Below are 19010 nucleotides of genomic sequence, written 5' to 3' on the forward strand. Positions count from 1 at the left end.
TGTATTTGTGAGATTAATTTCTTTATATATTTAACTATCAGATACCTTTTGGTCCTTTCGCCCGGGCGGATGAGTTGGCATCGGGACCGTCCGGTCGGCGGGTTGGGGGAGAAGAAACGAAGACGAGGCCGGCGCCGCTCAGTCGTCGGACGAGGCGGGCGTCTCAGCGGCCGCGGGGGATTCGGTCGACGCGGCGGGGTCGAACTCGTCGAAATGGACGATTTCGTCCACCGAGCGGCGGTACTTGCGCTCTCGGTCCACGTCGGCCGCCTCGTCGGCGGGGTAGCCCATCGTGACGAGCATCACGGGTTCGTACTGACTCCCGTCGATGTCGAACGCCTCGACGACGGCTTCGGGGTCGAACCCGCCTATCGGACAGGTGGCGACGCCCTGATCCCAGGCGGCGTTCATCAGTTCCGTGGCGGCGATGGTCGTCGAACGGACGGTCCAGACACGCCGCTCCTCCGCCGGCAGTTCCGACATCGCCGCGACGTTCTCCATGACGGCGTCGCGGGCGTCGTTGTTCGGCAGGTATCCCTTCGCCACCCAGTCGTCGAAGACGGCCTCGGCGTGCGCCGCGGGGTCTTTGTTCCCGAGGACGACGACGGCGACGGGGGCGTCGGTGACGTGTTCCTGCCCGTTGGCGGCCTCCCGAAGCGCCGCCCGGTTCTCGCCCTCGGTGAGCACGAGGAACTCCCAGGGCTGAAGGTTGTAGCTCGACGGAGCGTACCGGACGCGTTCGAATATCGATTCGACGACTTCGGCGGGCAGGTCCTCGTCGGCGTACTGGTGGACGGACCGTCGGGACGTGACGACTTCTGAGTACTCCATACCGAGTACTCGCTTCGCGGGAGGAAAAGAGCGGGCGACACCGGCGGAGCCCTCCGGGACCGACCCCGTGCTCGCACCCCTCGTGGACGGGACGTAACCCGGTTACGCCGATGACACTCCGTCGCCGGCGTCCATCTCCTTGCGAGCGATGGTCACGGGTACGGGCGAGCGCCGAACGACCGCCTCGGCGACGCTCCCGAGGACGATGCGCGGGATTCCCTCGCGGCCGTGGCTCCCGAGGACGACGTGGTCCACCTCGCCCTCGCTCGCGACGTCGATGATGGTCGCCGCGGGGCGACCGACTTCGGTTCGCGTCTCCACCGTCGCGTCGGGCGGGAGAATCTCGCGCGCGTCGGCGAACAGTTCCTTCGCCCGTTCACGGGAGGCGTCGTACCACTCTTCGGACCCCATCGGGACCGCACTGGCGCGCGACCCGTTCACCGGGTCGATGACGTGGAGGAGGGGGATGCGGGCGTCCCCCCACTCGGAGGCGGCGAACCGGAGCGCTTCGACGGACTGGGGCGAGCCGTCGACGGGGAGAAGCACATGTCGAACCATACGTCTAGTATGTTGTCAATTACCAAAAATACTGGCACTGAGTTCGGTTCACTCGCCGTGTCTCGTCACGCACGTCGAGAGGCCGACGAGTTCGACGGGTTCGGAGTTGTCGGGCGAGTAGACCACCATCTGTCCCTTCTCCATGTACGGCACCTTGTCTTCGAGGTTCGGCGGGATGTTGACGCTCTTGATGGCGTCCTCGTCGCCGAGGTTGAGGACGAGTTTCGTGTTCACCTGTTTGAACACCGGTTCGGCCACGTCCTGCGGGTCCTGCGTGATGAGAAAGAGGCCGAGTCGCTCCTTTCGACCCTGCTTGGCCGCCTCGGTGAACTTCGAGACGACCTTTCGAGCCTGCACGTTGTCGGCGTCCGCGAGGAAGTTGTGCGCCTCGTCCATCCCGAGAACGAGGGGCGTCTCCTTGATGCGGTCCGACCGCGGGGCGTTCGACAGTTTGTCGTCGATGAGCATGCTCGACACCGCGAGGACGAACATCTCCTTGGCGCGACTCGTCGAGAGGTGGTACGTCGGAATCACGGTCAGACCGCCCGGGCGGACGAGTTGGTGGTCCAACTCCGTGATGGGGCGGGCCGACTGGTCGAACACGCCGTCCGGGACGCCGCGGACGCGACGCTTCACGGCGTCGTACGTCGCCTCGTGGACCCGCCCGGACTCGTGCAGTTCCTCTTTCAGTGCCGGGTCGTCGAGGAACGTCAGGAACTGTTCGTACGTCCCCTCGTTGCCGTACTCCCGGAAGAAGCGGCGCAGGAGCTCTTTCAGCGCCGGGAACTGGTTCTCGTTGAGGCTGCTGCCCGCGACCAGCCACGGTCGGTCGCGCGCCATCGAGAACGGGACGGTGAACTCCAGGCGTTCAGCGCGGTGGTTGTCCCCGCCGTACGGTACGCCGTCCTCCTTCGGAACGAGACAGAGCGTGTCGTCGTGACCGCCGTGTGCGACGCCCTCTCGTTCGTACCGCCGAGCGACCGAACCGGTCATCTCGGGGTTGTCGTCGTGCATCTGCGCGTACTCGTCCTGGGGGTCGAACTGCACGACGGCCATCCGAGCGTCGCGCCCGTCGTCCATCTCGTAGGTCCGGTCCGAATCGAGGAGTTGTCGCAGGAGATTCTTCGAGGCGTGCGTCTTCCCGGACCCGGTGCCCCCGGCGACGAGCGTGTGCCGGAAGACGAGGGGGTCGCCGTCGGCGTAGTCGTCCTTCAGGCGGTAGTCGATGGTCGGCGGTTGCGCCGCCGTCCGCACCTTCTCGCCGCCGACCGAGAGGTGCCCGAGGAAAACCCCCTCCGCGGGAATCTTCAGCCCGGTCTTTATCTGCTCGGGGTCGGTCGCCTCGGCGACGACGGCGCCCGGTTTCGGCACGCGGTCGACCATTCGGCGCTTGAGTTCGCCGTCGTCGCCGGACTCCGTCCGGCCTTCCGAGGCGTCTCGCGTCTCGTTCTGCTCGAAAAGGACCGCCACGGGGTCCAGCGACGCCACGAACTTGTAATCGCGCTCTTCGAACTCCTGTCGGCGCATCGCGCGCCGGGCGTGAATCTCCGTCGCGTCGTCGGTCCGGAACTCCTGTGCGTACTCCAGAGCGGTGATGCGGCAGAACAGCAGTTCGTCATCGGGGTAGGGGACCAAGAGATACTTACCGAGGCGCACGTCGTCGCGGTTGCCCGTCGTAACGAACGCGCGGAGGGCGGTGTCGTCGCCGTCCTCGGCGACGCGGAGTCCCTGGGAGACGGAGACGGCGCCGATGCCGCGGTCCTCTCCTTCAGGCGCCACGTCGAACCGCTCGAAGGCGACCGCTTCGTCCGCCGCGTCGGACTCGGCGGCTGCGTCCGCGGCGGCCGCGCCGTCGGACGCTTCGCCGCGTTCTCCCCTCTCGGCGCCGGACGCGTCGGCCGTCTGTGACGACGAGTCTCGGTCGGACCCGGACTCGAAGTCGGTGAAATCACCGAGGTCGGACATGTTCTCCGAAACGGTAGGCTGTCGTTAAAAAGACCCATGGCTTCGAAGTTCCCGCGCGTCTTTTTACGCCCGAGGCCGTATCGCAAGGATATGCTTCTAGTTCGCGGTCACGGCGGCGGCACGACCCTCACGGGTACGATATTCGAACGCGGCGAGGAGGCGCCGTCGTACAAGGGGGCACCCGACGAGGACGCGCCGTACGTCTGGGTCTGCGACGAGTTCTACGAGGTGGAGAGCGGCGGGTCGGAGACGACGATAGACGGACGAACTATCAACGTCGCGTTCGATTCGCCGATGCCCCGCGGGTTCGACACGCGGGACCAGGCCCTCGCGGCGGCCAAAGAGCACGTCAGGACGCAGTTCGCCCGCGTCGGGGTCGGCGCCGACGACGTGCGCATCGAAGTCATCAAGAGCGAACCCGGCGCGGTCTGACCCGCTCTGTGACTCGCCCGGACCGCTCTCTGCTCCCCGCTCCGTCTCACTCGCCGGGCGCCCACCGCAGGTCGTCGTACTGCCGCACCGCGTCGGAGTCGAGGTTCTCCTCCAGTTTCCGTCTGAGCGCCACTTTCTCCTGCGCGCTGATCCGCGCCAGTTCGTCCGCCTTGGCGACGGCGTCCGGCGGCCCGCGGTTCGCGGCGACGCCGCTCAGCATCTGCGTCGTGAGGCGGCGGCGCACGTCGTCGTCGCGAGCGAACGCGAGGGGGGCCTCGACGCGATAGAGCACGTCCGTCCGCGGGTCGTAGACGACGAAGAACGCCACCTCGTACAGGTCGGCGTCGAGCCGTCGCTCCAGTCCGAACGCGTCGCCGCCGGCGGCGAACGTGCGGTCGCACCCGCCGCGGGAGACGAACCAGTTGGTGAACGTCAGTTCGCCCGTCTCCCGCCCGTCGGTGCCCCGCTTGCCGACGGCGCGGCGTTCGAGCAGTCGGGTGAAGAAGGCGGTGTCGTCGGTCCACGGCGCCTCCATTCCCCGGTCGCGGACGGCGTTCACGAGATGCTTTGACGCGGGGTTCTTCACGAACCCGCAGAGCGGCACGTCGCGTTCGACGAAGCGTTCGACGAGGCGGACGTAGTTCTCGACCACCTCCTTCGGTTTCGCCTCCCGCGAGAGGTCGCTGAGTTCGCCGTCTCGGTCACGCCAGTTCAGCAGTTCCTTTGGGTAGAGTGGTCCGTCGAGAACGAGGAGGTCCTCGACTTCGTCGGCGTGTTCGAGGGCGTGCGTGCTCTCGGCGAGGTACAGCGAAAGAGCGTGGACGACGCCCTCCGCGAAGCGACTCACCCGCGGCGCGTGGATGACGCGCCAGCGACAGTAGCCCTCGTCGCGCTCTCGCCACGGTTGGTCGAGCGCGAGCGTCGCGTCGTTCGCGTGCGTCGTCGCCACGATGCTCCGGTGTCGGTGTAAATCGAGGTCGGAGGGAACCGCCGCCATCGCGGCCTGCGCCACGTCGAGGACGATGCCGTTCTTGAACGTCGTCGGGTTGATGGTCCCCGAGTCGAGGCCGTGGACCGTCTCGAACGGTGACTCGGCGAGGGCGACGTCGTCGACGTCGGCTGCGCGGAGGCGTTTCCGCCCGAGTGGTTCGAGCACCGCGTTCCCGTCGGAGCCGTAGAGGGGGTCCAGATACTCCTCCCAGACGGTGCGCGCGAGGTCGACGTGCTCGCCGTCGTCGACGTTCCGTGCGAGATAGGTCGCGAGGTCCGCGATTCCGCCCACGTGGACGGGGTCGAGCGTCATGGACCACCCGTCGGCGCGCGCGAAGAAAAACCCCCCACGTCGTCGGTTGGTCCCGGGTACCGGCGTCGTTACGCAAACCCGAACACGAACGGTCATGGTGCTCGACGCCGTACGGACGAGCGTGACTATCCGGGCGGTCGGGTTCGACCTCGACTACACCCTCGCGGTACCGACGCGAGACCGAGAGACGATTCTACGCGACGCCGCAACCGCCGCGGGTGCGCCGCCGCTCTCCAGGGACGCCTACCTCGACGCCCACCAAGAACACCTGACGGGTGAGACGCGGGCGCCCATCTTCGAGACGCTGCTCGACGCGCGCAACTCGGACGCCGACCCCGACGCCGTCGCCACGTCCTACCGCGAGCACATCGCCGACGCCCTCGTCCCCGTCGACGGCGCGGCGGCGTTCCTCGCGGACCTGCGCGAGCGCTACCCGGTCGGACTGCTCACCAACGGCCCGCGCGTCGCGCAACGGGACAAACTGGCCACCCTCGGGTGGGAGGAGGCCTTCGACGTGGCCCTCGTGACCGGCGAACTCACCGCCGGCAAGCCGAACGCGGCCGCGTTCGAGGCGCTGTTGGACGCGCTGGGAAGCGAGGCGGGCGAGACGGCCTACGTCGGCGACGACGTGAACGCCGACATCGGCGGGGCGGGCGACGCCGGCCTCGTCCCGATTCAGGTCGTCTTCGAGGGCGGTCCCGACCCCGACCCCCGCGCGGCCGCACACGTCGAACGGACCGAACTGATCGACCGACTGCCGGCGATTCTCGACGGTCTCTGAACTCGGCGCGGACGCAGGACCGCGTATTGCTCCGACCCCGTTCGCGTTCTCAAAAAGGGACGAGACGCGTGTCTCGAACGCTACGCACGGAACGCTCTCGCGACGCCGCGGCGGGCTACGCTGATGAGGAACAGCCCGAACACTGCCACGGCCAGCCACCGGCCCGTCTGCGAACTGAGCGCCTCGGCGAACAGTCCGAGCAGGTCGAGGCCGACGGCCTGTCCGAGGGCGAACAGGAACAGAACGAATCCGGCGATACCGATTCCCCAGCGCAGCGCGGCGCCGGCGAAGACTGCTCCCAGTCCGGAATCGGAGCGCTCGGCGTTCCCCTGCTCCCCGGCAGGTCGCTCGTTCACGACCTGCTGGGTCGGCTGGGGTCGGTCTCCGGTCTGTCCCTGCGGTCGCCCGCGGGACTGCTGCCGAGACCGTTCGTTCGGCTCCTGCGGATTCGCGTCGTTTGCACGCTGTGCGCGCCGTGAGTCCGCATCTTCGCCTTTGTGGGGCATAGTGAGACCCCGCTAGGAGGTGGCGCCGGCGCCATTTGGTTACGAAGTCGATAGAATCCGGTTAATCTGACATTCCTCGGATGGGTTCAGTTCTCTACGACGGCGCGGAGCGCCGGCAGGAGTCGCTTCACCTGCGCGCCGTCCTCGACGAACACGAGCGTCCGCGGCGGCCGGACCGCCTTCGGGCGGACGCGGAGGCCCGCTCCCTCGGCCGTTTCGGCGACGGCCTCGGGGGCGGCGAGAAATTCGACGCGCGCGCGGTCCGGGTGGAGGTACACCTCGGCGACGCGTTCGCCGTCGCGTTCGACGGCGTAGGCGAACGCCCCGTCAGCCGTCGGTTCCGCGTCCCGTTCGGAGTCCGCGATAGACAGCGACGCGAGCGACCGCTCGTGGCCCGTCACCTCGCTGGCGAGGAGTTGGGCGATTCGTTTCCCGTCGGTGAGTCGGTCCTCGACCATGCCCGACTTTGCCCGTCCCCGGGTTTAGGCCGAGCGGTTCGGGGACGGACCCCTCTCGGGTTACAGTTCCTCGCGGGCCTTCCGCGCGGCGTCGCCTGCGTCGACGCCGCGGCGCTTCGCGTAGAGGGCGGCGGCCGCCTCCACGCTGACGCCGAGTCGTCGCTGGAGGTCGTTGACGCCCGCGACGGCCTCCCGTTTGTCGTGGCCGGCGGCGACGAGGGCGTCGAGTATTCGCTCGAACGCCGACTGCTCGCGCAGGAGGGACTGGTCGGGTTCGTAGTCCTCGGGGACGGCGACGCCCGCGGGGTCGAACGCGGCGACGACCTGTCCGTCCTCGCGCGTGACCAGACCGCGGCCGGCGGCGACGTCGATGAGGCGCTTCGCCTGGTCGGGGGAGAACCAATCGCGGTCCAAAGAGAGTGCGACGACGAACTCCCCCTCGCCCAGGCTGTCGGTCCCGCGCTGTTTGAACGGTACCGCCACCGCCACCTCGAGGCTCATACCCTCCCCTCGGAACGCCGCGGCACAAGGAGTTCTCGGTTCGGCCTCGCCCGCATCTCCGTTCGGCCTCAGCGCACGGCCGGACGCCGCGGCGAGCGCTGCGCACGCACACCTCGCGGGCCGATTCGAGCGATTCAAGTAGCTACCGGGATTTTCCTCCCCTATGAAGGACCAAGGACGCTCCAAGCGGAAGCGCACCGGCGGGCGACTCCGACCCTCGCACAAGAAGAAGCGACACCAACTCGGCCGCCAGCCGACCGAGACCACCGTCGGCGAACCGCGGTTCCGCGTCGTCGACTCCCGCGGCAGCAAAAAGAAGGTCCGCGCGCTCTCGACGAACGTCGCGCAGGTCGCCGACGGCGGCGAGGTCAACGAGGCCGACATCGAGAACGTGGTCGACAATCCCTCGAACGTCAACTACATCCGCCGGAACATCATCACGAAGGGCGCCATCATCGACACCAGCGAAGGTCGCGCCCGCGTCACCTCCCGTCCCGGTCAGGACGGACAGGTCAACGCCGTCCTCGTCGACGAGGAGTAACGACGCGTCTTCTCCCGTTCTCTCCGCCGCCGAGCGACGGCGTCGCCCTCCGTCGGACGCCGTGCGGTGCCGGCGGACGCTCAGGGCGTCGGAGCCGCCTTCTGCAGGGCCGTCTCGGCGATGTTGCCGCCGTAGTCGGCGCTCCGGGAGACGGAGTCGACGATGAGACCGAGCAGTTGCGCGCGCGCGGGGTCGAGGTCGCGAAGCAGTTCGTCTATCTTCCGCGCGCTCTCGTCGATCTCCTGGACCGCCTCGCGGGCCTCGTTCGCCAACCGGGAGGCCTCGTCGGGGTCGTCGGTGAACAGGGCGTCCATGCCGTCGTCGACGACCTTCCGCGCGTCGACGTACAGTTCTTGGAGGGCGGCGACGACTTCCTCGGGGACGGGCGCCTCGAAGTTCAGCGTCAGGTGGGCTATCTTCGTCGCGTGGTCGCCGATGCGTTCGAGTTGGCGGGCGGCCGACTGGTAGTCGAAGCACACCTCGCGCGGGAGGCCCAACTCCTCGGCGGCCTTCGGCGTTCGGAGCGTCGCTCGGAAGATGCGCGAGACGACCATCCAGAGGCGGTCGACGTCGTCGTCCCGTTGGATTACGTCCCGGGCCATGTCGTCGTCGAGTTCGGCGATGGCGGCGATGGCGTCTTCGAGCATCGACATCGCGATGAGTCGCATCCGCGTGACGGCGTTGTGAATGGAGAGTTCCGAGGAGTCCAGGAGGTCGCGGATGACGACCCGGTCGCGGGTCTCCTCGAGCACTTCGAGACCGACGAGACTCTGGGTCGCCTCGCGGATCGTCCGACGCTGCTCGGTGGTGATGCGTCCGCTCTCCAGGGCGATGATGTCGAAGCCGCTGACGTACATCGTCATCACCGCGCGCATGAGTTCGTCGCCGTCGAGGTTGGTGATATCGAGCGTCCCCTCCGTCCGTTCGTCCTCCGAACGCGGCGTCAAGAACAGCGAGTCGCCCTCCGGATAGAACTCCACCTCGGTTCCCGCGGAGACGCTGTTCTCGGTCGCCCAGTCCTTCGGAATCGAAACGGTGTACGTCGACCCCCCCGTCACCTGCACCTTTCGCGTCTCGACCATATCCGAAGATATGGAACGAACCCCATAAATCTATTCGTATCTATATACTTCTACGAATCGGGCCGAAACATCTCACGGAACCGTGGTCGATAGCGCTCTGTTGGTTCCGAGAGGGCGCTTCGGGAACTCTCTCGGTCGAGCGTCGGTTCGACCGTCGAGCGGGGGATAGAGCCCCGAAACGCCGGCATATCCGGACGTAGAGGTCACGAGCAGTTGCGAGGGCTCCCTTCGGATAGTGTGACAACAACAGACACAGAGCCGGAGATATACACCTCATAGCAGATTACATAGTTGAGAGGAGGTTTCCATCGAGTGATGACGCGGAACCCATCGAAAGCGTCGAACGGTGTGTCGAGGCGGAAGTTCGTAGTCGCCGCCGGGGCGGCGGGGCTCGCCGGACTCGCGGGGTGCAGCGGCGGTACAGGCGGCGAGCAGGCGTCGTCCACGGGGGGCGAGGGGACCGAACAGTCGATGCAGCAGTCCACGCAGTCGTCCAGCGGAAGCGGGGGCGACGCGTCGACGCCGCTGACGGCCGACGGGTCCTCGACGGTGTACCCGGTGACGAACCTCGCGGGATCGTACTGGAACTCGAACCCCCCGGCGGACGACAAGGAGTACTGGGGGCCGGGCCAGTACGACATCGACACCGACCAGAACCTCGCGGACTACTGGGCCGGCCTGTACGGCTTCGAGGCGAGCGGGGAGGGGTCGCCGCCGTTCCGGACCAGCATCGGTCTCAGCCACAGCGGGGTCGGTCTGGAGAAACTCAAGCAGGGACAGGTCGACATCGGCGACTCCAGCGCACCCGTCAGCGCCGAGTTCCCGGAGGCCTCCAAGGAGGAACTGAAGCCGTTCACCGACCACGTCGTCGCCGTCGACGCCCAACCCGTCGTCGTCAGCAAGCCGATATACGACGCGGGCGTGACGAAACTCACCATCGAGCAACTCCGCGCCATCTACAAAGGAGAGATAACCAACTGGTCGGAGATAGACAGTTACAACGGACCCAAACGGGAGATTCAGGCCGTCGGCCGCGCCGAGGGGTCGGGCACCGACACCGCGTTCCGATTGAACGTTCTCGGCGACCCCGAGGCGTCCATGAGCGGCGTCGACATCCGGAAGGGGCAGAACCAGCAGGTCAAGACGCTGGTCTCGAAGTCGAACAACGCCATCGCGTACCTCGCGCTCGCGTTCGTCGACGAGCAGTCGGTCCCGCCGGTCGCACTGGAGATCGACGGTACGACCTACACCTACGGCGAGAACCTCGGGGCGAAGGACTATCCCCTCTCCCGCGACCTCCATGCCTACACCTGGGAGGGTACCTCGAAGAAAGAGGCCGCGTTCCTCCGGATGATCCTCTCGGAGTTCGGTCAGAAGACGTTCGTGGAATCGAACAACTATGTGACGCTGACCGACGAGCGGTTGTCGAAACAGCAGAAGAATCTCCCGCAAACGGAACAGTAAGATAACTGAGAGTATATACACCCCGTCGACTCGCTATAGTCGCGGCGGTCGTCGTCGACCACCCTACATCTCGCGGCGCCGCGTCGCCCGCGCGTCTCCACGAGCTGACGTTTCGAGCCCTCTACGCCGCCACCGCTTTTCGGGGCGTTCGTACGTATGGATATATAGAAATCATAGTAGGGTATTTACTACCGAATCGGAAATCTACGGTCGATGTCTGAGTATCCTGTCCAGCGACGCTCGTTCTTGGCCGGTGGCGCCGGACTCGTGGCTTCCGTGGTGACGGCGGGATGCGTGAGCACGAGTGCGACGCCGCCGGGACGGGGCGAGGGGTCAGATGGGAGCGACGACGGTGGCTCTTCCGGGTCGACGAAACTGCTGAAGGCGGGCGGTTCCTCGACCGTGTACCCGATTGCCAACAAGGCGGGGTCGTACTGGAACTCGAATCCCCCGGCGAGCGACGGGGAGTACTGGGGGCCGCAGCAGTACGGTATCGACACCGACCAGAACCTCGCGGACTACTGGGCGGGCAAGTACGGCTTCGACTCCGACTCGGGGTCGTCGGTCCCGTTCACGGTCAGCGTCGGTCTGAGTCACTCCGGGACCGGACTGGAGAAACTGAAGAACGGCCAACTGGACATCGGGAACGCCAGCGCGCCGGTCAGCGCCGAACTTCCCGAGGCGTCGAAGGAGGAACTGGACAAGTTCGTCAACCACGTGGTCGGCGTCGACGCCCAGCCCATCGTCGTCAGCAAGGAAATATACAACGCGGGCGTGAAGCAACTGACCGCCGAACAGGTCCGCGCCATCTACAAAGGAGAGATAACGAACTGGTCGCAGATAGACGGCTACAACGGACCCAAGCGGGAGATCCAGGCCATCGGCCGGTCGGTCGGGTCGGGGACGGACACCGCGTTCCGCTCGAACCTCCTCGGCGACCCCGAGGCGTCGATGCCCGGCGTCGACGTGCGCAAGGGGCAGAATCAGCAGGTGAAGACGACGGTGTCGAAATCGAACAACGCCATCGCGTACATGGCGCTGGCGTTCGTCGACGACTCCGTTCCGGCCGTCGCCCTCAAAGTCAAGGGGAAGGTGTACGAGCAGGGAAAGAACCTCTCCGAACCGGGGTACCCGCTCGCGCGTGACCTCCACTGCTACACGTACGGGGGCACCTCGAAGATGGAGGCCGCGTTCCTCCGGATGGTCATCTCCGACTACGGCCAGAAGACGTTCGTCGAACCGGTCGGGTACGCGAAGCTCACGGAGAAACGGCGTCAGAACCAACTAGAGAAGCTTCCGGAGACGTCCTGATGTCGACCGGGAACCGATTCGACGCGCTCGGCGAGATAGACCGGGAGACGCAACTCGTCGGCGCGACCAGCGGGCTGGCGCTGTTGGCCGTCCTCGTCGCCTTCCTCGTGGCGGCCCAGTACGCCGTCTACCCGCTCGTCGCCTTCGTCGCCGTCGTCGCTTACGGCTGGTACGCCCACCAGGAGAACACGGCCGCGGTCCTGATGTTCTTCACCACGGCGTCGACCATCGTCGTCCTCGGATTGATCACCGTCTACCTCTTCGTGAAGTCGATTCCCGCGTTCGAGACGATGGGTCTCGACATCCTCCTGAAGACGAACCAGCCGCTCTGGGAGCGGGCCTCGAACACCTACTCGCTGGCGCCCATGATCTGGGGGACGCTCCTGACGACGGCCATCGCCATGGCCATCGCGGCCCCCCTCGGCGTCGCGGGCGCGCTGTTCATCAGCGAAATCGCCCCCCGGTGGGCGCGCGAGATAATCAAGCCGGCCGTCGAGATGCTGGCCGGCATCCCCTCCATCGTCTACGGGTTCCTCGGCTGGGTCGTCGTGACCGAGTACTTCTACCGCGAACTCCAGCTCTCGAACTTCAGCAGCCTCATGGTCGCCGGCATCATGATCGGCGTCATGGCGCTGCCGACGGTCGTCTCCGTCGCCGAGGACGCGATAGCGAGCGTCCCCGGCGCGATGAAGGACGGGTCGCTCGCCCTCGGCGCGAGCGACTGGCAGACGATAAAGAGCGTCACCTTCCCCGCCGCCTTCTCCGGCATCTCCGCGGCGGTCATCCTCGGCGTCGGCCGCGCCGTCGGCGAGACGATGGCGGCGACGGTCATTCTCGGTCACCAGCAGGCGTTCCCCGACCCCCTGTACGACGTGTGGGAGGGGACCGAGACGCTGACCAGCCTCATCGCCAGCCAGTACGGCATCGCGACGGGGACGCAGCTCAGCGCCCTGTTCGCCGCCGGCGTCGTGCTGTTCGTCACCGTGCTGGCGCTCAGCATCGGTTCGCAGTTCGTCGAGGCGCGGATGCGCCGCCGCCTCGGAGGTGAGCAATGAGCCTGGATACCCGAACCGCCGACACGCTCGTCGACGACGACTCCTCGGCGCTGGGGTACGTCGCCGGCGCCGCCACGGTGGTTTCGCTGCTCCTCGCCGTCGCCGGCGTCCTGACCCTCTTCGGCGTCGTCGGGCTCACGAGCACCGTCGCCGGGTTCTCGGTGTTCGAGCTGTTCGGCGTCGGGTTCGCCGCCGTCGGCGTCACGCTCCTCGGCGTCGGCGTCGCCTCGCGGGCCGGCGTCGTCGAGACGAAGCCCGACGTGACGGCGGGGGCGCTCCCGATGGTCGTCTTCGGGCTCGTCGGACTCGTCGTCGCCGGTCTCGTCTCCTCGCAGACGCTCGGGTTCTCGACGCTGTGGCCGCTGTTCGCCCTCCTGGGCGGCGTCGGCGTCGCGGCCGCGACGGTTCTCCCCCCCGAGGACGTCGGCGTGACGCTCCCCGCGGGCGGCCTCGCGCTGCTCGCCGGCGCGACGTTCCTCGCCGGCCTCATCACCCCCTCGTGGACCTGGGAACCCGTCGCCGGGTCCGCGACGTACACCGGCACGTTCGCCGTCCCGATTCTCGCGCTGTTCGTCGGTATCCTCGTCGCGTGGGTCGGCGCCGAGGCCTACGGCGGGTTCGGCACGCGGGGACGGCAGTTGGGGGCGTACCTCCTCGTCGGCGCCAACGCCGTCGGCATGCTCTCGCTCCTGGTCGTCCTCGTCGCGTACGTCGTCAGCAGGGGGTTCGCCCCGATGACCCGCGGCATCCAGTTCGGCCTGTTCTGGGAGCCGCTGACGTGGTTCTACTTCCCGCCCATCGAGGAGTACGTCGTCATAAACGGACCGCTCGTGTGGTTCTACTGGCCGTTCGTGATGGAGGGCGTCGCGCTGATGAACGACGTCAACGGCATCTTCCCGGCCATCGTCGGCACCGTCTGGGTCGTCGCCGGCGCCGTCACCTTCGCCATCCCGCTGGGCGTCGGCGCGGCCGTCTTCCTGACCGAGTACGCCGAACGCGGCCGGTTCACCCAGCTCGTCGAGATATCGACGAACGGGCTGTGGAGCACGCCCAGCATCGTCTACGGGCTGTTCGGGCTGGCCTTCCTCGTCCCGCGGCTCGGAAACACCACCTCGCTGCTCTCGGGTATGCTGGTGCTCGGTATCATGATGCTCCCGCTGGTGGTCATCACGAGTCGGGAGGCGCTCAAGAGCGTCCCCGACGACTACCGCGACGCCAGCGCCGCACTCGGCGTCGGCAAGTGGGAGACGATAAAGAGCGTCGTCCTGCCGGCGGCGATGCCGGGCGTCATCACCGGCGTCATCCTCGGCATCGGCCGCATCGCGGGCGAGACGGCGCCCATCCTGCTCGTGATGGTGAGCGACCCGTTCCCATCGCGGGCGACTGACGTGCTCGCGCCGGAGTTCTCTTTCATCTCGAATTTCCCCTTCGTCCACGCGCAGTTGCTAGATACGAGCGCGCTGTTGCAACCGACGAGCGCGCTCCCCTACCAACTGTACGCGATAATCACCGCTGGGGTCGGGCAGCGCGAGTCGTTCGCGTGGGGGACGGCGCTCGTCCTCCTCCTCGTCGTCCTGTCCTTCTACGCGGTCGGTATCGGCTCGCGGATGTACTTCCGACGGAAACTAGACCAATGAGCAACACGACACAGACGGATCCGAACGCCGAAGCAGCGAACGGGAACGAACAGACGACGGTCGTCGGTGAGACGAACGAGGAACTCAAAGCGGAGTGGGTCGACTACCGCTTCGACGGCGAACCGAAGTTCACCGTCGAGGACCTCAACGTCTGGTACGGCGACGACCACGCGCTCCACGACATCTCGATGGACATCCCCGAGAAGAGCGTCACGGCGCTCATCGGCCCGTCGGGTTGCGGGAAGTCCACGTTCCTGCGGTGTCTCAACCGGATGAACGACCGTATCAAGGTCGCCCGAGTCGACGGCTCCGTGCGGCTCGACGGCCGGGAGATCTACCAGGACGGCGTCGACCTCGTCGAACTGCGAAAGCGCGTCGGGCAGGTGTTCCAGTCGCCGAACCCGTTCCCGAAGTCCATCCGCAGGAACATCTCCTACGGACCCCGGAAACACGGCGACGTCAACACCGGCCTCCTCGCTCGCCTCACCGGTCGCGACGACAGCGAAAAGGAGGAGAAACTGGTCGAGCGGTCGCTCAAGCAGGCCGCGCTGTGGGACGAGGTGAAAGGCCGCCTCGACGACAACGCCATCGGCCTCTCCGGCGGGCAGCAACAGCGCCTCTGCATCGCGCGCGCGCTGGCGACCGACCCCGAGGTCATCCTGATGGACGAACCCGCCTCGGCGCTGGACCCCGTCGCAACCTCGAAGATAGAGGACCTCATCGTCGAACTCTCCGAGGACTACACCGTCGTCGTCGTCACCCACAACATGCAGCAGGCCGCCCGCATCTCCGACCAGACGGCCGTCTTCCTCACCGGCGGCTACCTCGTCGAGTACGACGACACGGACAAGATATTCGAGAACCCCGAGAGCCAACGCGTGGAAGACTACATCACGGGTAAGTTCGGGTAGTTCTCCGTTCTGCTCCCCTCCGCGACCGCCGACTCGGGTCGGTAGCCAAATCTATATAGACTATTGTGACGACAATACTTATGGCACCCCGCGTCGTTGATTGTTTCATGCCCCGACAAGAGTATCAGAACTCCCTAGAGTCGCTCCGCGACGACGTGCTCTACATGAGCGAACTCGTCGCAGAACGGCTCCGCATGGGTCTCGACGCGCTCGAACAGAAGGACGGAGAACTCGCACAGCAGGTCATCGAGGGTGACGGCGAAATCAACCGGATGTACCTCGAGCTCGAACAGGAGTGCATCAACCTCATCGCCCTCCAGCAACCGGTCGCCTCCGACCTCCGCTTCATCGCGGCGTCGTTCAAGCTGACGACCGACCTCGAACGCATCGGCGACCTCGCGACGAACCTCGCGGGCTACGCCACGGAGGCCGACCGCGACGTGTTCCCGGAGGTCGACATCCAACAAATCGGCGACGAGACGCTCGACATGCTGGAAACCGCTATGAGGGCGTATGCCCAGGAGGACGCCGACCTCTGCCGCTCGGTCGCGGACCGCGACGACGAGGTCGACGCGATGTGCGAGGCGGCCAGCGAGATGGTCGTCCGCGACCTCATCGAGGCCGACCCCTTCGGCGAGGAGGACCTCGACGCCGAAGCGTACATGACCGACATCTCTCGCCTTCTCCTGACGATTCGCGACCTCGAACGCGTCGGCGACCACGCGGTCAACATCGCCGCCCGGTCGCTCTATATGACCGAGGACGACGACGAACTTCTCTACTAACCCACCTTTTTCCTAACTCGGGTTTCCTCGCGTCGCCTTCGGCGACGCTGCGGGAACCCTCGTTGGAAAAAGCTGGACCAAAAAAGATTCCGCGACTCGCCCACTTCGTTCGCTCGTCGCGGCACAACCGATTGATAGCTGCAAACTTGGCCGACGAAGCCCAGTCAGAGTTCGGCTTGGATCGAATGTTTTCTATTCCGGGATCGAACGAAACAGCCGTTCAGTAGCGCGCGCTTATTGACCACGCCCGACGACAAAGCCTCCGACTGTCAGTACAGTTCCGCCGACCAGAAGAAGACCGTTGACCTCCTCTGGAGCAAGCCGGAGGCTCTCGAAAACGTAGCCGAGAAGGGTTAGATACCCAAGAGCATCTCTCTGGTTCCGCCAAGGGAGGGCTTCAGAGCGATAGTATAGACCAGTCATGTAAGTACACTTTGATTAGTAGCTTCCCTGTACTGAGCACTTTCCGGCCTAGTTACTCAAACGCTGACGCCACAAACTAACCTGCAAGTAGTTGTACCGCGACGAGCGAACGAAGTGAGCGAGTCGAGGCGACTTTTTGGTGCAGCTTTTTGCAACGAGCGGTCGCGCGAAGCGCGACCCGAGTCAGCAAAAAGGTGCTATTGGAACCCGATACGACCGCCGCGACTGTCGTCGAGTTGGTCGCGCGCGCCGCCTTTGAACTGGTCCTGCATCTGCTCGTAGTAGTCCATCAGGTTCTCCGTGATGGTCGGCCGGACGGACTCCATCGCCTTGCGGAAGTGCCGCATCTCTATCTCCTGAGCGTCGTCGTCCTCGCGGAGAGCCTCGATGGCCGCCTCGCGCGCGATGGATTCGAGGTCAGAGCCGACGTAGCCGTCGGTTATCTCGGCTATCTCGCGGAGGCTCACGTCAGGCGCGAGCGGACTCGAGTCCGTGTGTATCTTGAGAATCTGCTCGCGGCCCTCCTCGCCGGGTTGGCCGATGAGCACGAGGCGGTCGAACCGACCCGAGCGGATGAGCGCCGGATCGATCATGTCCGGGCGGTTCGTCGCCCCGATGACCATCACGTCGCCGTTCTCTTCTAACCCGTCTAACTCGGTCAGGAGTTGGTTGACGACGCGTTCGGAGACGTTGTTACCCATCTCGTTGCCGCGGGCGGGCGCGAGGCTGTCCAACTCGTCGAAGAAGATGATGGTCGGGCTGACCTGCCGCGCCTTGCGGAACGTCTGGCGGATGGCCTTCTCCGACTCGCCGACCCACTTCGACAGCAGTTGCGGGCCGCGCACCGAGATGAAGTTCGCGTTCGTCTCGTTGGCGACGGCCTTGGCGATGAGCGTCTTCCCGGTGCCAGGCGGACCGTACAACAGCACGCCCTTCGGGGGTTCGATACCCATGCGCTCGAACTTCCCTCTCGACGTGAGCGGCCACTCCACGCTCTCTTTGACCTTCTGCTTGGGGCTCTCCAGACCGCCGACGTCGTCCCACGACACCTTCGGCAGTTCGACGAGCACCTCGCGCATCGCCGAGGGCTCCACCTCCGTCAGCGCGCCCTCGAAGTCGTCGCGCTTGACGATCATCCGGTCGATGAGGCTCGGCGGGATGTCCTCCTCGTCTAAGTCTATCTCGGGGAGGTACCGTCGAAGTGCCTTCATCGCCGCCTCCTTCGTCAGCGACTCGATGTCGGCGCCGACGAAGCCGTGCGTCTCGTCGGCGAGGTGGTCGAGCGACACGTCGTCCGAGAGGGGCATCCCGCGGGTGTGAATCTGCAGGATCTCCTTGCGGCCGCCCTCGTCGGGGACGCCGATCTCTATCTCGCGGTCGAACCGACCCGGGCGGCGGAGCGCGGGGTCGACGGAGTCGACGCGGTTGGTCGCCGCGATGACGATGACCTGACCTCTGGTTTCGAGGCCGTCCATCATGGTCAGCAACTGCGCGACGACGCGGCGTTCGACCTCGCCGGTCACGTCCTCGCGCTTCGGGGCGATGGAGTCGAGTTCGTCGATGAAGATGATGGAGGGCGACTCCTCTTTGGCGTCCTCGAATATCTCCCGGAGTTGCTGTTCGGACTCCCCGTAGTACTTCGAGATGATCTCGGGGCCCGCGATGGAGAAGAAACTCGCGGACGTCTCGTTGGCGACGGCCTTCGCTAACAGCGTCTTGCCGGTGCCGGGCGGGCCGTGCAGGAGCACCCCCTGCGGCGGCTCGATGCCGAGTTTCTTGAATATCTGCGGGTGCTTCATCGGGAGTTCGACCATCTCCCTGACCCGCTGGATCTCGCCTTGGAGGCCGCCGATGTCCTCGTAGGTGATTCCGCCGCCGGTCTTCTCGAACCCGGAGATGGGCTCCTCGCGGAGTTCCACCTCGGTGTCCTCGGTGACGAGACAGACCCCTTCGGGTTCGGTTTCGACGGCGATGAGCGGAATCGCCTGTCCCGGAGACCGCATGAACGGGTGGTTCGTCGAGGACATCACGGGGACGATGTCGCGTTCGACGACGGGGCGCTTGAGAATCTGGCGTTTCACCATCCCGGCGGCGTCGGAGCCGAACTGCACGCTCGCCTCCTCGGGGGGCGCGAGGACCAGTTTCTCGGCCTTCGTCGCCTCCGCCTTCTGGATGGTCACCCGCTCGCCGATTCCCACGTCGGCGTTCTGGCGAGTGAAGCCGTCGATACGGACCGTGTCGGTGTTCCAGTCTTGTCGGTCTGCGCGCCACACCTTCGCTGCCGTCGTCTCACCACCCTCTATCTCGATGATGTCGCCCGGTGAGAGTTTGAGATGGAGCAACGTGTCCGGGTCAAGACGGGCGATGCCGCGCCCCGAGTCGTTCGGGTACGCTTTCGCCACTTCGAGTTGCACTTCATTCATGATTTGATCGCGGGGATATGTCTGATTCCTCGTTCTCGATGCG

General features: G+C 66.0%; 18 protein-coding genes. 9 read left to right on the forward strand and 9 right to left on the reverse strand.

Annotation, left to right across the window (positions count from 1 at the left end; translation table 11 throughout):
• Positions 1-138 precede the first annotated feature (138 nt).
• The 3 genes from C474_RS05115 to C474_RS05125 all read right to left on the reverse strand — a co-directional run bounded on the left by C474_RS05115 (position 139) and on the right by C474_RS05125 (position 3354).
• Positions 139-831 (reverse strand): nitroreductase family protein, encoded by a 693-nt coding sequence (locus C474_RS05115; RefSeq protein WP_008384610.1) that lies wholly within the window; start codon positions 829-831, stop codon positions 139-141.
• 102 nt (positions 832-933) lie between these two features.
• Positions 934-1389 (reverse strand): universal stress protein, encoded by a 456-nt coding sequence (locus C474_RS05120; RefSeq protein WP_049916734.1) that lies wholly within the window; start codon positions 1387-1389, stop codon positions 934-936.
• A 48-nt stretch (positions 1390-1437) separates the two neighbouring features.
• Positions 1438-3354, reverse strand: coding sequence for an ATP-binding protein (locus C474_RS05125; protein ID WP_008384613.1), 1917 nt, complete (start codon positions 3352-3354; stop codon positions 1438-1440).
• A 90-nt stretch (positions 3355-3444) separates the two neighbouring features.
• On the opposite strand from C474_RS05125, the gene C474_RS05130 reads away from it, so the two are divergent.
• Entirely contained in the window at positions 3445-3786 is a 342-nt protein-coding gene (locus C474_RS05130; protein WP_008384615.1) for a DUF7113 family protein, read from the forward strand.
• A gap of 46 nt (positions 3787-3832) precedes the next feature.
• On the opposite strand, the gene C474_RS05135 is transcribed toward C474_RS05130, so the two are convergent.
• The gene (locus C474_RS05135) at positions 3833-5089 is read right to left on the reverse strand and encodes a DNA double-strand break repair nuclease NurA (RefSeq protein WP_008384617.1); all 1257 of its coding nucleotides are present in this window, start codon (positions 5087-5089) and stop codon (positions 3833-3835) included.
• A 121-nt stretch (positions 5090-5210) separates the two neighbouring features.
• Between C474_RS05135 and C474_RS05140 the strand changes: the two genes are divergently transcribed.
• Complete coding sequence (locus C474_RS05140) at positions 5211-5870, forward strand: HAD family hydrolase (protein WP_049916748.1); 660 nt, start codon at positions 5211-5213, stop codon at positions 5868-5870.
• An 80-nt stretch (positions 5871-5950) separates the two neighbouring features.
• Here the strand turns inward: C474_RS05140 and C474_RS21970 are convergent, their stop codons facing one another.
• From C474_RS21970 to C474_RS05155, 3 genes are all read right to left on the reverse strand, one after another.
• Positions 5951-6376 (reverse strand): hypothetical protein, encoded by a 426-nt coding sequence (locus tag C474_RS21970; protein WP_152421602.1) that lies wholly within the window; start codon positions 6374-6376, stop codon positions 5951-5953.
• Positions 6377-6462: 86 nt separating this feature from the next.
• Positions 6463-6834 carry a hypothetical protein gene (locus tag C474_RS05150; RefSeq protein WP_008384625.1) on the reverse strand — a complete coding sequence of 124 codons (372 nt, stop codon included), beginning with the start codon at positions 6832-6834 and terminating at the stop codon, positions 6463-6465.
• A 60-nt stretch (positions 6835-6894) separates the two neighbouring features.
• Positions 6895-7335 (reverse strand): DUF2240 family protein, encoded by a 441-nt coding sequence (locus C474_RS05155; RefSeq protein WP_008384626.1) that lies wholly within the window; start codon positions 7333-7335, stop codon positions 6895-6897.
• Positions 7336-7498: 163 nt separating this feature from the next.
• Between C474_RS05155 and C474_RS05160 the strand changes: the two genes are divergently transcribed.
• On the forward strand, positions 7499-7876 hold the full coding sequence (locus C474_RS05160; protein ID WP_008384628.1) for a 30S ribosomal protein S8e: 378 nt from the start codon (positions 7499-7501) through the stop codon (positions 7874-7876).
• 80 nt (positions 7877-7956) lie between these two features.
• Here the strand turns inward: C474_RS05160 and C474_RS05165 are convergent, their stop codons facing one another.
• Positions 7957-8958, reverse strand: a complete 1002-nt coding sequence (locus tag C474_RS05165) for a phosphate uptake regulator PhoU (protein WP_008384630.1) — start codon at positions 8956-8958, stop codon at positions 7957-7959.
• A gap of 315 nt (positions 8959-9273) precedes the next feature.
• Between C474_RS05165 and C474_RS05170 the strand changes: the two genes are divergently transcribed.
• From C474_RS05170 to phoU, 6 genes are all read left to right on the forward strand, one after another.
• Entirely contained in the window at positions 9274-10422 is a 1149-nt protein-coding gene (locus C474_RS05170) for a PstS family phosphate ABC transporter substrate-binding protein (protein ID WP_049916735.1), read from the forward strand.
• Positions 10423-10635: 213 nt separating this feature from the next.
• Positions 10636-11733 (forward strand): PstS family phosphate ABC transporter substrate-binding protein, encoded by a 1098-nt coding sequence (locus C474_RS05175; protein ID WP_049916736.1) that lies wholly within the window; start codon positions 10636-10638, stop codon positions 11731-11733.
• Positions 11733-12788 (forward strand): phosphate ABC transporter permease subunit PstC, encoded by a 1056-nt coding sequence (gene pstC, locus C474_RS05180; protein ID WP_008384635.1) that lies wholly within the window; start codon positions 11733-11735, stop codon positions 12786-12788. Before C474_RS05175 ends, pstC begins: the two co-directional genes overlap by 1 nt.
• Positions 12785-14425 (forward strand): phosphate ABC transporter permease PstA, encoded by a 1641-nt coding sequence (gene pstA / locus C474_RS05185; protein WP_008384636.1) that lies wholly within the window; start codon positions 12785-12787, stop codon positions 14423-14425. The genes pstC and pstA overlap by 4 nt, the downstream gene beginning before the upstream one ends.
• Positions 14422-15336, forward strand: a complete 915-nt coding sequence (gene pstB, locus C474_RS05190; RefSeq protein ID WP_008384638.1) for a phosphate ABC transporter ATP-binding protein PstB — start codon at positions 14422-14424, stop codon at positions 15334-15336. The genes pstA and pstB overlap by 4 nt, the downstream gene beginning before the upstream one ends.
• A 107-nt stretch (positions 15337-15443) precedes the next feature.
• Positions 15444-16121, forward strand: a complete 678-nt coding sequence (phoU, locus tag C474_RS05195) for a phosphate signaling complex protein PhoU (RefSeq protein WP_008384640.1) — start codon at positions 15444-15446, stop codon at positions 16119-16121.
• 620 nt (positions 16122-16741) lie between these two features.
• On the opposite strand, the gene C474_RS05200 is transcribed toward phoU, so the two are convergent.
• Positions 16742-18967 (reverse strand): CDC48 family AAA ATPase, encoded by a 2226-nt coding sequence (locus C474_RS05200; RefSeq protein ID WP_008384642.1) that lies wholly within the window; start codon positions 18965-18967, stop codon positions 16742-16744.
• Between the last annotated feature and the right edge of the window lie 43 nt (positions 18968-19010).

The sequence above is a fragment of the Halogeometricum pallidum JCM 14848 genome (assembly GCF_000337095.1).
In the GTDB taxonomy this organism is placed as follows: domain Archaea; phylum Halobacteriota; class Halobacteria; order Halobacteriales; family Haloferacaceae; genus Halogeometricum; species Halogeometricum pallidum.

What these genes read in the sequence shown, in the direction of transcription:
- C474_RS05115 (WP_008384610.1), bottom strand. Translation starts at nt 831, where the DNA reads ATGGAGTACTCAGAAGTCGTCACGTCCCGACGGTCCGTCCACCAGTAC.
- C474_RS05130 (WP_008384615.1), top strand. Translation starts at nt 3,445, where the DNA reads ATGCTTCTAGTTCGCGGTCACGGCGGCGGCACGACCCTCACGGGTACG.
- C474_RS05125 (WP_008384613.1), bottom strand. Translation starts at nt 3,354, where the DNA reads ATGTCCGACCTCGGTGATTTCACCGACTTCGAGTCCGGGTCCGACCGA.
- pstA (WP_008384636.1), top strand. Translation starts at nt 12,785, where the DNA reads ATGAGCCTGGATACCCGAACCGCCGACACGCTCGTCGACGACGACTCC.
- C474_RS05160 (WP_008384628.1), top strand. Translation starts at nt 7,499, where the DNA reads ATGAAGGACCAAGGACGCTCCAAGCGGAAGCGCACCGGCGGGCGACTC.
- pstB (WP_008384638.1), top strand. Translation starts at nt 14,422, where the DNA reads ATGAGCAACACGACACAGACGGATCCGAACGCCGAAGCAGCGAACGGG.
- C474_RS05175 (WP_049916736.1), top strand. Translation starts at nt 10,636, where the DNA reads ATGTCTGAGTATCCTGTCCAGCGACGCTCGTTCTTGGCCGGTGGCGCC.
- C474_RS05135 (WP_008384617.1), bottom strand. Translation starts at nt 5,089, where the DNA reads ATGACGCTCGACCCCGTCCACGTGGGCGGAATCGCGGACCTCGCGACC.
- C474_RS21970 (WP_152421602.1), bottom strand. Translation starts at nt 6,376, where the DNA reads ATGCCCCACAAAGGCGAAGATGCGGACTCACGGCGCGCACAGCGTGCA.
- C474_RS05165 (WP_008384630.1), bottom strand. Translation starts at nt 8,958, where the DNA reads ATGGTCGAGACGCGAAAGGTGCAGGTGACGGGGGGGTCGACGTACACC.
- C474_RS05155 (WP_008384626.1), bottom strand. Translation starts at nt 7,335, where the DNA reads ATGAGCCTCGAGGTGGCGGTGGCGGTACCGTTCAAACAGCGCGGGACC.
- C474_RS05200 (WP_008384642.1), bottom strand. Translation starts at nt 18,967, where the DNA reads ATGAATGAAGTGCAACTCGAAGTGGCGAAAGCGTACCCGAACGACTCG.
- C474_RS05170 (WP_049916735.1), top strand. Translation starts at nt 9,274, where the DNA reads ATGACGCGGAACCCATCGAAAGCGTCGAACGGTGTGTCGAGGCGGAAG.
- C474_RS05150 (WP_008384625.1), bottom strand. Translation starts at nt 6,834, where the DNA reads ATGGTCGAGGACCGACTCACCGACGGGAAACGAATCGCCCAACTCCTC.
- C474_RS05120 (WP_049916734.1), bottom strand. Translation starts at nt 1,389, where the DNA reads ATGGTTCGACATGTGCTTCTCCCCGTCGACGGCTCGCCCCAGTCCGTC.
- phoU (WP_008384640.1), top strand. Translation starts at nt 15,444, where the DNA reads ATGCCCCGACAAGAGTATCAGAACTCCCTAGAGTCGCTCCGCGACGAC.
- pstC (WP_008384635.1), top strand. Translation starts at nt 11,733, where the DNA reads ATGTCGACCGGGAACCGATTCGACGCGCTCGGCGAGATAGACCGGGAG.